A 12,833-nucleotide genomic window follows, 5' to 3' on the forward strand; every position below is an offset into this window, starting at 1 on the left:
TACTTAGGATTACTAAGTATTTTCACGTAAACGGCCCAATGTATTGGGCATTTATAACGAAGGTCGACTTACGAACCGTCCTTCGCGCGCAAGACGTAACCTAGCCCGCGCAGCGTCATGATCTGCGCGCTCGAGTGCGTCAGGTGTTTGCGCAGCCGGTGAATGTAGATGTCGATGGCGTCCGCGCTCGGTTCGTCCTCGAGACTGTAGACGCTGTCCATGAGGGCCGTCTTCGACACCGTCTTGCCTTGCTTGAGCATCAGCGCTTCGAGAATCGCATGCTCTCGGCGGCGCAGCGCGAGCGGCACTTCGTTATGGCTGAATTCGCGCGTGTTCGTGTTGTAATGCAGATCGCCGCACACGAGCGACACCGACTTGCCCCCGGCTTGCCGCCTGATCAGCGCCTTGATGCGCGCGATCAACTCGCGCGCATCGAACGGTTTGACGACGTAGTCGTCGGCGCCCGCGCTGAAGCAATCCACTTTGTCTTCGATCGATCCGTGCGCCGTGAGCATCAGCACGGGCGCATTGTCCCCGCGCCGCCGCAGCCGGGCGAGCACGTCCTTGCCGCTCATGCGCGGCAGCCGCATATCGAGCAAAATGACGTCGTAGCGCCCCGTTCGCAACACGGCGTCCGCCGTCTCCCCGTCCGGCACGCAATCGACGGCGAAGTTCTCTCCTTGCAACAAGTTCACGATCCAGTGAGAGAGATCGGCGTTGTCTTCCACCAGCAGCAGCTTCATCGATTCATTCCTTCCAAGCCGGCAGATGCACGGTGGCCACGAGCCCCACCCGCCCCTCTCCCGGCGCAATCCCTACCGTCGCGCCGTGCGACTGCGCGATACGCCGCACGATCGCGAGACCAAGACCCGTTCCCTCGACATCGGTCTTGCCGCGATAAAAGCGCTCGAAAACGTGAGCCCGAATCTCGGCGGGGATGCCCGGCCCGTTATCGATGACGTCGAGCACCACCTCCTCATCCACACGCCGGCAGCGCGCCGTGACGCATCCGCCCTCTTGCGTATAGCGGATCGCATTGTCCACGAGGTTGGCGACGAGCGCGGTCAACAGTTGCTCGCTGCCCGCGACGCGTAGATCCTCGCCCAGTTCCGCACCGAGGTCGATGTTGCGCCGCTGCGCGGCGAGAATCAGTTCCTCGAGCACCGACGACACCACCTGCGCCATATCGACAGGCACGCTCGGCACCGGCGAAGGTGCCGATTCGGCGCGCGCAAGAAGCAGCAATTGGTTCGTCATCTCGGTCATCTTGCGGCTCGTGCGATGAATCGCGCCGAGCGCATCCGCGAGCGCCGCCGGGTCCTCGGCGCTCTGACGCGCGCACTGCACTTGGGTATCGAGCACGGTGAGCGGCGTGCGCAACTGATGAGCGGCATCGGCGACGAATTGACGCTGCGTGCTCGTATGCAACTTCAGCCGGGCAATGCACTGATTGATCGCATCGACGATGGGCCGAAGCTCCGTCGGCAAATGATCGACGCGTACCGGCTCGAGCTGCATCGGGTCGCGGTCGGCCACGTCGTCCTTCAATTTCATGAGCGGTCGCAGCTCGCTCGTGAGGCCGATCAGCACGAGCAGGACGGCTAGCACGAGCATCATCCCCTGCCGGATCAATTGCGGGTGCCACAGCTGCGCGAGCATCCCCTCGCGCGATGCCTGCGTTTTGCCGACCACGACCACCACGGGCAGCGCGGCGCCCGCGTCGTATAACTGGCGGCGGAACGCGACCGCGCGGATGGCTTGGCCCTCGAGCGTCGTGTCGTAGAACACGGGGTATGGCCGCTGCCCTTCCGGCAGCGAAAGCTCGGGCGTACCGACTAGAAGCCGGTCCTCGCCGGCCACGACTTTGTAGAACACATGATCGTGATACGGCGACTCGAACATCTCCAACGCGGCCGGCGGGATGTCGGCTCGCAGCTCGCCGTTGTTCCATTCGATGTCTTCGCCGATGGTACGCGCGGAGGCGAGCAGCGCGTTGTCCTGCAGTAGAGCGGCCGTGTGCCGGGCGGCGTCATAAGACATGACGCCCGCGACGAACATGAAGGCCGCGAGCGGTAACAACACCCACCACAGCAAGCGGGCGCGCAGGCTATGCATCATCGATTGACGCCCTATAAATGAGTTTGGCCCGTTCCGGGTCGACGCACGGGGCGTCGGCACGGAACGAGCCGGCCGGGTCCGATGCGCCGTGGCGGCGCATACCATCAGAATGCGGCGGGTCTCCATTTCAGTAGACGCTTTTCCAGCCGGGTCAGCAAGTAGTCGCACGCGAGCGCGACGACGGCCAACACGATCATCGCCGCGAACACGCCGCTGGAGTTGAAGGCGCCCTGCGCCGTCGAGATCAAGAGCCCGATGCCCTGCTTCGAGCCGAGGAACTCGCCGACCACCGCACCGACCAGCGCGAAGCCGAAGCTCACGTGCAAGCTGGCCAAGATCCACGACAGCGCCGAGGGGATGACGACGGCTGTCGTCAGTTGCCGTTTCGACGCGCCCAGGATCTGCGCATTGGCGATCATATAACGATCGGCTTCGCGCACGCCCTGGAACGCATTGCCGAACACGACGAAGAAGACCATGACGACGGCGAGCGCCACCTTCGATGCCATACCGAGACCGAGCGCGATCACGAACACCGAGCCGAGCACCACGCGAGGAATCGAATTGGCGATCTGAATATAAATGCTGAACACGTCGGACAGCAGCTTGTTGCGCCCCAGCACGACGCCGCAGATCACGCCGGCCACGGAGCCGATCGCGAAGCCGATCATCGTCTCCTCGAGCGTGACCCAGACCTGCACGAGCAGCGGCCCCTGAGAGGTACCGTTCACGAACCAATCGCCGATCTGAGCAAAAATCATCGAGGGCATCGAGAAGAAGAACGGATCGATCCATTTCAATCGTCCGGAGACCTCCCAGCCGCCGAGCCAGACGACGAGCACGAGCAAACGCAGGCCGATGATCAAGGCGCGGCGCTGGCGCAACCGGCGCTGTGCCGCTTTTTCGACTTCGGCGAGCGATTGCGCGTCGAGGCCGCTCGCTTTGGGTTGTTCGAAGGTGGTAGCCATGGTAGCCATTCTCTAGTCTTTCCGGTGTTCAGGGTCAAGCAATCCGCACTTCTTCGCGCAGGTCGTGCCAGATATCGCGCGACAGTTCGATAAAGCGTTGTTCGTAGCGAATTTCCGAGGTGATACGGGGGCGCGGCAGGTCGATTTCGTAGACCTTTTTCAGCGTCGCGGGCCGAGCGGTCAGCACGAACACGCGGTCGGCAAGCGCGATCGCCTCTTCCAAATCGTGCGTGACGAACACGACCGATCCTTTGTTCGCCGACCACAGTTGCAGCAATTCGTCTTGCATCAGCGTACGCGTTTGCATGTCGAGCGCGGAGAACGGTTCGTCCATCAGCAAAATCTCGGGCTTGTTGATGAACGTCTGCGCGAGGGCAACGCGCTTTCGCATACCGCCCGAGAGTTGATGCGGGTAGTGATTGCCGAACTTCTCGAGGCCCACGCGGCGCAACCACTCTTTCGCCTCGTCGTAGGCGACGGCCTTCGAACGGCCGCGGAACAGCGGACCGGCAGCGACGTTATCGAGCACCGAGCGCCACGGAAAAACCGCATCGGCCTGGAACACGAAGCCGATGCGCGGATCGATGCCCGAGACGGGGTTGCCCATGACGCGTACGGTGCCGGTCGTCGGCTTGAGCAAACCGGTGATCATGCTCAACGTCGTCGATTTACCGCACCCCGTCGGGCCGACGACGGCAATGAATTCGCCCTTGGCCACGGACATGCTGAAATCGCGCAACGCGATCGTCGCTTTGCCGTCGGGGGAGATGAAGCGGCACGACACCGAGTCGAACTCGATGACGGGTACGTCATGGGAAGCAGCGTGGTTCATCAGAGCAATCCAAGCGTTTGGGGGTGGGCGCCAAAGCCGCGGCGCCCGGGGCACGGCAGACGATACAAAAAACCGGTCGAGCTTGCCCGGGCCGCTCACGCGCGGCTCGGGCAAGGCCCGCGCGTCACTTCGCGCCGACGAACTCGTTCGTATAGGTCTTGGACAATTCGACGTGCTTGCCCTTGATGGACGGGTTGAAGCCCGAAAGCACCTTGAGCACCGTCGCGGGACCATCGGCCGGCATCTTGCCGTCCGCCGTATACATCGGCAGGGACGCCTTCAGCGCGGCAACGTAAAGGGCCTTGTCCTTCTGATAATCGGCCGGCATCTTCGCCGCGATGTCCTCGGCGCTATGCGTATGGATGAACTGCATCGTGCGCACGAACGCATGGGCGAGCTTCGCGGCCTGGTCCTTGTGCGCATCGGCCCACGCCGATTGGACATACAGGCTCGCGGCGGGATACGTTCCGCCCAGCGCCGCTTTGGTGCCCTCGACCGAACGCATATCGACGAGCACCTTCGCGTCGCCCGTGGCGAGCAGCTTCGAGACGGTCGGCTCGGTGGTCATGCCCGCGTCGATGCGCGCCTGCTTGATCGCCGCGATGAAGCTCGCGTCGGCACCCACCGGCAGCATCGTGTATTGCGACGACGTGATGCCATGCTGGCCCGCCAGATACTGCGTCAGGAAACTGGTCGACGAACCGAGGCCGGTCACGCCGAGCGTCTTGCCCTTCACGTCGGCCATCGACTTGATCGTATCGGCCGCTTTCGTCGACACCATCTCGACCTCGCCCGGCACTTGCCCGAACACGGCGATGGCCTTGACGTCCTTGCCCTTCGTCTGCAAATCGATCGTGTGATCGTAAAAACCGACGACACCCTGCACGGCGCCCGCGAGCAATTCGTTTTCCGCATCGACGCCGGCCGGCTGCGAGAGCAGCTCCACGTCGAGGCCCTCGTCCTTGAAGTAGCCCAACTGCTCGGTCAGCTTCGCGGGCAGATAGATCAGCTTGGTGATGCCGCCGACCATGATCGTGATCTTGCCGCTATCGGCGGCCATCGCGCCATGCGAGGCCACGCCGAAAAGCAAAGCTTGGGCAACGGCGAAAGTACGGATTTTCCACGAGCTCGGGTGCATGCGAGTGTCTCCTCTTTATGTCGGCGCCTTGGGACGCCGGGTTGAATCGATGAGGCGATTCTAGGAGCAACAACCCTTCCCGAGCCTTTCACCGGGCCGGCCGGCACATCCGGGATTACCATGACGAAACGCACGTCCGCGCGCGTGGGCCGCGCGCCTCGCTCAATTCATGACACCCTTTGTCATGTTTACAGGACTATAAAGAACGCACCGCTCCCCTTTCGCGGGCGGCTCGATTCGAACAATGGCACACGAGATAAGCATGTCAAATAGCAGCAGCAATGCCCGCGGCGGCCGCACGGCGCCCAGCGAGGCACGTCCAACCTCGTCGCACGGCACGTTGACCGTGCTTCAAGGCGCGGCCCTCTACGTGGGGGCCGTACTCGGAACCGGGGTCATCGCCCTCCCGGCATTGGGCGCCCATGTCGCCGGCCCGGCGTCCTTGCTGGCCTGGCTCGGCCTCGTCGTCCTATCGGCACCGCTCGCCGCGACCTTTGCCGCGCTCGGGGCGCGCTATCCCGATGCGGGAGGCGTCGCCACCTACGCCCGGCAAGCGTTCGGGGCGCGCGCGTCGGCCATCGTCGGCTGGTGCTTCTATTTCGCGGTGCCGGCCGGCGCGCCCGCCGCGGCGATGTTCGCGGGCGCCTACGTTGCCGCCGTCGTCGGAGGCGGGGAGCAGACGGTGTTACTCACGAGCGCCGTTCTACTGACTGTCGTCACCTGCGCCAACGCATTCGGCGTGACGATCTCCGGCCGGATGCAACTCGCCTTGTCCACGGTGCTCGTGGCGCTGTTGGTTACGGCGGTCGCCGCCTCGGCACCCCATGCGCACGCGAGCAACCTGCACCCGTTCGCGCCGCACGGCTGGCTTGCCGTCGTGCCCGCGGCCGCCCTGCTCGTTTGGAGCTTCGCGGGCTGGGAGGCCATCACGCATCTGGCCGGGGAATTCAAGCATCCGTCCCGGGACCTCCCACTCGCTTCGGCGATCGCCGTGGTCGTCGTCGGCGTGCTTTATTTGGCCGTTGCCCTCGCGAGCGTGCTCGTGCTCGGTCCGTCGGCGGGCACCTCCGCCGCCCCGCTGGCCGAGTTGCTCGTGCTCGGCGTCGGCGGCAACATCCGAGTATTGGCTGCTTGTGCGGCCTTGTTGCTCACGCTCGGCACCATGAACGCCTACTTCGCGGGCGCGGCCAAGCTCGGCGCGGCACTGGGCCGCGACGGAGCGTTGCCCTCATGGCTCGCGGCGGGCTCGCTGGCCGGCGACGTGCCGCGCCGCAGCCTCGGGGTCATTTGCGCTTTGGCCGCGCTGGCCACGATCGCCGTCGCCGTGGCCGGCGTCGGACCGAAGCCGCTCGTGCTGCTCACGACGGGATCGTTCGTCACCGTCTACGCGCTCGGCTGCGCGGCGGCGTTGCGGCTGCTGCCTCGGGGCACCGCGGCGCACCGCTGCGCTTGCGTCGCCCTCGTGTGCGTCGTTGCGCTTTGCCTGGCAACCGGCTGGTTCTTGCTGTGGCCGCTCGTCATGAGCGGCTGCGCGCTGCTCTATCTTCGCTTGAACCGTCGGCGCGCGCGCCCCACCGCCGTACGTTGCGACGCTTCTTGACGCATCGCCATGTAGGCACTTCGACGGCCGCGACGTACCGGCGGACCTAAGCCACACGCGCGCTCGACCAGCCGAGCGTGCGGAACGCCGACGCGGCTCGCCCGCTGTTCGCCGGGGCCGGCTCGGCCGCGAGCGGCAACGCGTGCGGGCATGGATGAATGTCGGCCGCCTTGCGCGGCGCCGACAACGTCAACACCGACGTGAAATCGGCCGCCTGTGCGAAGCGTGGCGTATCGAGCAACGGCGCCCCGCCTTGCGCCACGATACGGGCCAGTGTCTTGGGGATCGACGCATGTTCGTAGAACGTGTGATCGATCGTCGCCTGCTTCACGTACGGCGAGATCACGAGTGCGGGCACGCGAAAGCCGAAGCGATCGAATCGGAAACCGCGTTTGGTCAATCCCGTAGGCGCGCTCGGCGCCGGCGTCGGCAAACCGGCCACGTGCGCGGCATCCGGAATCACGTGATCGAAAAACCCGCCATGCTCGTCGAATACGATGAGCAACAGGCTTTGCTCCCAATACGGGGACGACACGATGGCGTTGTAGACGCGCTCGACCAACGCCTCGGCAGCGCGTACATCGCCGCACGGGTGCATCGATTCGCCGTTTGCGAAATTGCCGACCGGATCGTAGTGCGGCTCGATGAAGACGAAGCTCGCGTCGAGATTGCCGCTGGCGAGCGCCGAGAAAAAGTCCTCGTGCGTGGCGAGGCGTGCCGCATGCGCATCGACGCCTTTGATCGCCCATGCTTGCGGCATATCGCCGTGGGCAATGAGCCATTGCTCGGGCGGCAGCCGCGTGAAAATCGAATCGTTGCCGTTCCCGTACTTGGCCACATCGAGCAAACTCGACTCGATCGACTGCAAATCGCTCGGCGAATGATCGAGCCCCCAGGAGGTGCCGGCCAATGCAAAGAAGCGATTCGGCCACGTCGGTCCCGGAACGGAGGAAAACCAGCGGTCGCAAATCGCGAATTGCTGCGCGAGAAAGTTCAGCACCGGCAATTGGTCGGGGGTGAAACAACGCAGTGCCGACGCCACGTCGTAACCGTGCGCCTCCAGATCGCGCGCGAAACCGAGATCGAGCGCGCTCGTCACGCACGCCGGATAGGCGCCGTTGGTCAGCCCGCCGGAATCGTCGCGCACGCAGGTGGCAAACGCCCGGCTTTCGCTCGGCACCGCCAGTTGCACGAGCGTATCCGTGAACTCGTGCCCGGGATCGAAAGCCAACCTGAACGGCGCCCCTTGCCCCACCGGGTACACCATCCCATTCGCGCCCGAATTCGAAAAAGCCGGTTTGCCGACGAGGCCGTCGGCTTGCGTCGCCGTGCCGTCCGGCGTCCAGCCGCGCAAGTCCGACCAGCCGAATACGTTGTCGTACGAGCGGTTCTCCAACATCAAAACGAACAGCTTTTTGACATTTAGGACTGCCGACATTCGTTGTCTCCGTCAGTATCCCCGCAGTCACCGGGCCCGATCCGCACCGGAGCCCGAAACCGGGGACGCGCTAGCACCCCATCAATTCAGTAAGTGTTACATGTTCCGCCGATGGCAACGGTGGCCCGGCCGGCGCCTTCCCGTCGGAACCTAGTTCACTCGCCGGCGTTCGTCAAGCTGGGGCGTGCGCTGCTCAAGGTTTTCATCCGCGAGCCGATAAACAAGCAGGCACACATTAGATAATCGAACGCTGTCGTTTCTTGCTCCATGCTTTCGGAACACTTCCCTCACGGGTCCAACCCGCACCCGTTGTGCCGCCTTGCGCTCGTGCTGACGATTTTATTCGGCGCGGGCCGCGTCGGCGCCGCGCAATTCGACGCCGCCGGGGGAGGCTCCACGCCCGATCTGGCCTCGATGCCCCTCGAGGCGCTGATGCAGGTCAAAGTTAGGACTGCTACTTTGTTGAGCCAGTCCGTTGCCGACGCACCGGCGGCGGTCGTCGTGCTCACGGCCAAGGACATCGAGGCCTACGGATGGCGCACGCTGGCCGATGCCCTCGCATCGCTACCCGGCCTCTATACCTCGTACGACCGGACCTATTCCTACTTGGGCGGACGCGGTTTTCAACGGCCGGGCGACTACAACAGCCGCTTCTTGCTGCTGATCGACGGTATGCGGGTCAACGATACGGTCTACGACCAAGCGCCGATCGGCGACGACTTCCCGCTCGACATGGACCTCGTCGAACGCATCGAATACGTGCCGGGTCCCGGCTCCGCGGTGTACGGCTCGAACGCGCTCTTCGGCGTGATCAACGTCGTCACCAAGAAAGGCAGCGATATCAACGGCACGCAGGTGGCCGGCTCGGTCGGCAGCTTCGGCGAAAAGCGCGCACGAGCGAGCTACGGCTGGCACGGCGATAGCGGCGCCGACCTCGTGCTGTCGGCGACGGGCTACGATCGCAGCGGACAAGACCTGTACTACCCCGAATTCGATACGCCCGACCAAAACAATGGCGTGGCACACGGTCTCGACTACGATCGTGCGCAATACTTGTTTGCAAAGTTCGCGTACCAAGGGTTTAAGATCAGCGCCGGCTACGGCTCGCGCACGAAGGGCGTGCCCACCGCGCCGTATCAAGCGATTTTCAACACGCCGCAAAGTACGAGCGATGCGCATAGCTTCATCGACGCCAAGTACCGTCATGCCGTCACGAACGGGCTAGAGATCGCATCGGAAGTGTATTGGGAGCGGTACGACTACCAGAGTGTCGGCCTGTACGGCCAGCCGCCCGTCGGCAACGTCGATGGCGACAAGGCGATTTGGTACGGGGCCGACGTGCATGCCACGGTTTCGTCCGTGCCGCGCAATAAGTTCGTCGTGGGCATCAGCGCGCTGCGCGACGCGGCCCGCGATCAATACAACTACAACGCGGACCCGTATCAGCTCATCCTGGACGACCGGCGCAGCAGCAATTCCGTCGGCCTGTATGCGGAAGACGAAATTCAGTTGCCGTGGCACTTCACGTTGAACGCGGGGGTGCGCATCGATCACGATTCGAATGCGGGCACGAACGTAAGCCCGCGCCTCGCGCTCAACTACAAGCCGACGGACGTCGATACGTTCAAGCTGCTCTACGGCCGGGCTTATCGCGCGCCGAACGCGTACGAACTCTATTACACGATTCCCGTTCCCGGCGGGCAACTCGGCAATTCGTTGCTGAAACCCGAGCGAATCGCGACGACCGAGTTCATCTACGAACGGGCCTTCGGCGAAAACGCGCATGCGACGGTTTCGCTGTTTCACTACGACGTCCGAGATCTGATCACCGAGACGCCCGACCCGTCCGGCGTCTTCATCTTCGAAAACGTCAATCATGCAACCGCGAACGGCGTCGAGCTCGCTTACGAGCAAGACGTCGCTTCGATCGCTCGGATCAGGGCGAGCTATTCGTGGCAGCTCGCTCGCGACAGCGCGACGGGCGGCGTTTTGCAAAACTCGCCGCGCCACCTCGGCAAGCTCAACGTCACCGTACCCCTGCTGCACAACGCCGCGCGCGTGGGTGCGGAGCTGCGGTGCGAATCCGCGCGCCTCGCCGAGGCGGGCTCGGCCGCGGGATATTGTCTCGGCAACGTCACGATCGGAAGCGAGCGTCTGATCCCTCACGCCGATGTATCGTTCTCGGTCTACAACGTGACGGACAAGCGCTATGCCGATCCGGCAGGCCCGAACTTCACGCAGAACGTGATCCCGCAGCAAAGCAGGACCTTTCTGTTCAAGCTCGTGTACGGTTTCTGACATGCAAGCCGCGCGATCAGTGCTGAGTCGAACCCTGGCCCTCGCGGTGGTGGCGGCCGCGTCCGCGTGCGCGCGGGTGTCGGCCTACGCGCAGGTCGATTTGTATTCGCTCGAAGCCGCCTACATCTACAACTTCACGGAGTTCACCGAATGGCCGGCTGCGCGTGGCGAGAACGCCGCACTCAACGTTTGCGTCAACCCGCACACCCCGCTCGGGACAACACTGGCGAAGCTGAGCGGGCGCGCCGTAGCGGGCAAGACATGGAGCGTGAAGCCGATTCCCGACGGTGCCACCCTCGCCGTGTGCAATGTGCTGATCGTCGATGACGCGAGCGCGAGCGCGGCGGCGAAAACCGCGGCCGCCCGCGACCTGCCGATCCTCATCGTGCGCCCGGCCGACGTCGACGGCGGTGATGTGCGCAATGTCGTCACGCTGTTTCGCGAAGGCGACCGGCTGCGTTTCGACATCGACAACACGGAGGCTGCCCGCCGTCACCTCGCACTGAGCTCGAAACTGCTGCGCTTGGCAAGGAATGTGACATGAACCATAGTGCGGACCACACGCCGAGCCCGCTGAAGGAAATGGCGCGCGTGAAGCTCGCCGGGTTCGGCGTCGCCCTGTTGATATCGGGCTTCGTCTTGCTCGCGTATCAAGCGTTTTCCTTACGCTCCGCTTTGACGGCCGATGCCAACGTGCAAGCCGACATGATCGCCGACAACGTCTCGGCCTCGGTCTTGTTCGACGACGTGCATTCTGCGCAAGAGACGCTGCATTCGCTGCGCAAGGTGCCCTACGTCGAAAGCGCCGCCATCTACACCGCCGCGGGCAAGCATTTCGCCGCCTACATCCGTCCAGGGGTACCCGCGAAAGAATTGCTCGAAGCGCAGATCGGTAACGTCGAGGGCTCCAACCGGCGCTTCTTGTTCGACGATGTCTTCGTCGCCTCGAGCATCACGCAAAACGGCAAGACGCTGGGATCGGTCGTCGTCGTCGCGAGCACCCAGCAGATTGCGGCCGAGTTGGCGCACTTCGCGGTATTCATCCTCGCGGCATCGCTCTGCGCATTGTGGATTGCCTTCGTGATCACGTCGCGAATGAGCGCGCGCATCGCCCAAGCCGAAAAAAAGCTCGAGTACTTGGCCTCGACCGACCCGCTCACGGCACTGCCGAATCGCCGTGCGTTTTACGAAGCGCTGAACGACCGATTGCAGCGAGGCGCGCAGGGATGCGCGCGTGCCGCGCTGATTCTCGTCGACCTCGACGACTTCAAGAACGTGAACGACACGCTCGGCCACGGGGCCGGCGACGAACTGCTCAAACACGTCGCGCTCGCGCTGCGGCAAAGCGTGCGCGTGGCCGATCTCGTCAGCCGCATCGGCGGCGACGAATTCGCGGTACTCGTGGCGATCGCGAAAGAGAAAGCCGAGGGCATTCGCACCGCCGAGCGTATCGCCCGTGCCCTCGCGCGGCCGTTCGATCTACCGCGCGCCAGCATCGTCGCTAGCGCGAGCGTAGGCGTGAGCGTCTATCCCGACGACGCGGCCGATGTCGCCGCGCTCGTGAGCAGCGCCGATATCGCGCTGTACGCCGCCAAGAGCACCGGCAAGAACGCGGCGGTCGAGTTTCATCCGAGCATGACGGTCGAGGCCCGCCGCCGCGCCCGGCTCGAGACGGAGTTACGCAAGGCGATCGAGACCGATGCGCTCAGTCTCGTGTACCAGCCGCAATTCGATTGCCGCACGGGGCGCATGATCGGCGTAGAAGCGCTTGCGCGCTGGGTCCATCCCGTGGATGGGGAAATCTCCCCGGTCGAATTCGTACCGGTGGCAGAAGACAGCGAACTGATCGTCTCGCTGGGGCAATGGGTGTTGCGCCGCGCCTGCCGAGACGCCGCTCGCTGGAACGCCGATTCCGAAGTCCAGATTTACGTGGCCGTAAACGTATCGGCACGCCAGTTGCGTCAAGTACAGTACAGCGAAAACGTGAAGGCGGTACTCGCCGAAAGTGGCCTATCTCCGCATCTGCTCGAACTCGAGCTCACGGAGAGCCAACTGATGGCGAACATGACCGCCGGGGTCGAGGCAATGCAGCAATTGCGTGCGGCCGGCATCCGCTTGTCGCTCGACGATTTCGGTACGGGCTATTCCTCGCTATCGTATTTACAGTCGTTCCCGGTGAACAACTTGAAGATCGATCGCGCCTTCGTGAAGCCGCTGCCGCAAGCGGGGCAGCCGATCGTCACCGCCATCATTTCCATGGCGCACAGCTTCGGTATTGCCGTCGTCGCCGAAGGCGTGGAAGAAGCCGCGCAGCTTGCGTGGCTCACCGACGCGGGCTGCGACATCGTGCAGGGCTACCTCACGGGCAGGCCGATGCCGTTCGAGCGCATCACCGAACTCATGCGTACCGAATGCGAGGACTCCGAACCTTTGGCGTAGCG

At 64.0% G+C, this 12,833-nt stretch carries 10 protein-coding genes; 4 read left to right on the forward strand and 6 right to left on the reverse strand.

What is annotated here, in order from left to right; translation table 11 throughout:
• Nucleotides 1-68 precede the first annotated feature (68 nt).
• From C0Z18_RS01575 to C0Z18_RS01595, 5 genes are all read right to left on the reverse strand, one after another.
• Nucleotides 69-743, reverse strand: coding sequence for a response regulator (locus tag C0Z18_RS01575; RefSeq protein ID WP_102643587.1), 675 nt, complete (start codon nucleotides 741-743; stop codon nucleotides 69-71).
• A 4-nt stretch (nucleotides 744-747) separates the two neighbouring features.
• Nucleotides 748-2,118, reverse strand: a complete 1,371-nt coding sequence (locus C0Z18_RS01580) for a sensor histidine kinase (RefSeq protein ID WP_102643588.1) — start codon at nucleotides 2,116-2,118, stop codon at nucleotides 748-750.
• Nucleotides 2,119-2,222: 104 nt separating this feature from the next.
• Nucleotides 2,223-3,086 (reverse strand): ABC transporter permease, encoded by an 864-nt coding sequence (locus C0Z18_RS01585; protein ID WP_102643692.1) that lies wholly within the window; start codon nucleotides 3,084-3,086, stop codon nucleotides 2,223-2,225.
• A gap of 34 nt (nucleotides 3,087-3,120) precedes the next feature.
• Nucleotides 3,121-3,918: an ABC transporter ATP-binding protein gene (locus C0Z18_RS01590; protein WP_102643589.1), complete on the reverse strand. Its 798-nt coding sequence runs from the start codon at nucleotides 3,916-3,918 to the stop codon at nucleotides 3,121-3,123.
• A gap of 124 nt (nucleotides 3,919-4,042) precedes the next feature.
• Complete coding sequence (locus C0Z18_RS01595; RefSeq protein ID WP_102643590.1) at nucleotides 4,043-5,056, reverse strand: ABC transporter substrate-binding protein; 1,014 nt, start codon at nucleotides 5,054-5,056, stop codon at nucleotides 4,043-4,045.
• A gap of 262 nt (nucleotides 5,057-5,318) precedes the next feature.
• On the opposite strand from C0Z18_RS01595, the gene C0Z18_RS01600 reads away from it, so the two are divergent.
• Nucleotides 5,319-6,656, forward strand: a complete 1,338-nt coding sequence (locus C0Z18_RS01600; protein WP_102643591.1) for an APC family permease — start codon at nucleotides 5,319-5,321, stop codon at nucleotides 6,654-6,656.
• A gap of 46 nt (nucleotides 6,657-6,702) precedes the next feature.
• Here C0Z18_RS01600 and C0Z18_RS01605 read toward each other — a convergent pair whose 3' ends face one another.
• Nucleotides 6,703-8,094 carry an alkaline phosphatase family protein gene (locus tag C0Z18_RS01605; protein ID WP_233216802.1) on the reverse strand — a complete coding sequence of 464 codons (1,392 nt, stop codon included), beginning with the start codon at nucleotides 8,092-8,094 and terminating at the stop codon, nucleotides 6,703-6,705.
• Nucleotides 8,095-8,508: 414 nt separating this feature from the next.
• Between C0Z18_RS01605 and C0Z18_RS01610 the strand changes: the two genes are divergently transcribed.
• From C0Z18_RS01610 to C0Z18_RS01620, 3 genes are read left to right on the forward strand one after another with little or no spacing between them, the layout of a single operon-like run.
• Nucleotides 8,509-10,392 carry a TonB-dependent receptor plug domain-containing protein gene (locus tag C0Z18_RS01610; protein ID WP_102643694.1) on the forward strand — a complete coding sequence of 628 codons (1,884 nt, stop codon included), beginning with the start codon at nucleotides 8,509-8,511 and terminating at the stop codon, nucleotides 10,390-10,392.
• A gap of 1 nt (nucleotide 10,393) precedes the next feature.
• Nucleotides 10,394-10,936: a YfiR family protein gene (locus C0Z18_RS01615; protein WP_102643592.1), complete on the forward strand. Its 543-nt coding sequence runs from the start codon at nucleotides 10,394-10,396 to the stop codon at nucleotides 10,934-10,936.
• Entirely contained in the window at nucleotides 10,933-12,831 is a 1,899-nt protein-coding gene (locus tag C0Z18_RS01620) for a putative bifunctional diguanylate cyclase/phosphodiesterase (protein ID WP_102643593.1), read from the forward strand. The genes C0Z18_RS01615 and C0Z18_RS01620 overlap by 4 nt, the downstream gene beginning before the upstream one ends.
• The last annotated feature ends 2 nt before the right edge of the window (nucleotides 12,832-12,833 follow it).

It is taken from the genome of Trinickia dabaoshanensis (genome assembly GCF_002879885.1).
Lineage (GTDB): Bacteria > Pseudomonadota > Gammaproteobacteria > Burkholderiales > Burkholderiaceae > Trinickia > Trinickia dabaoshanensis.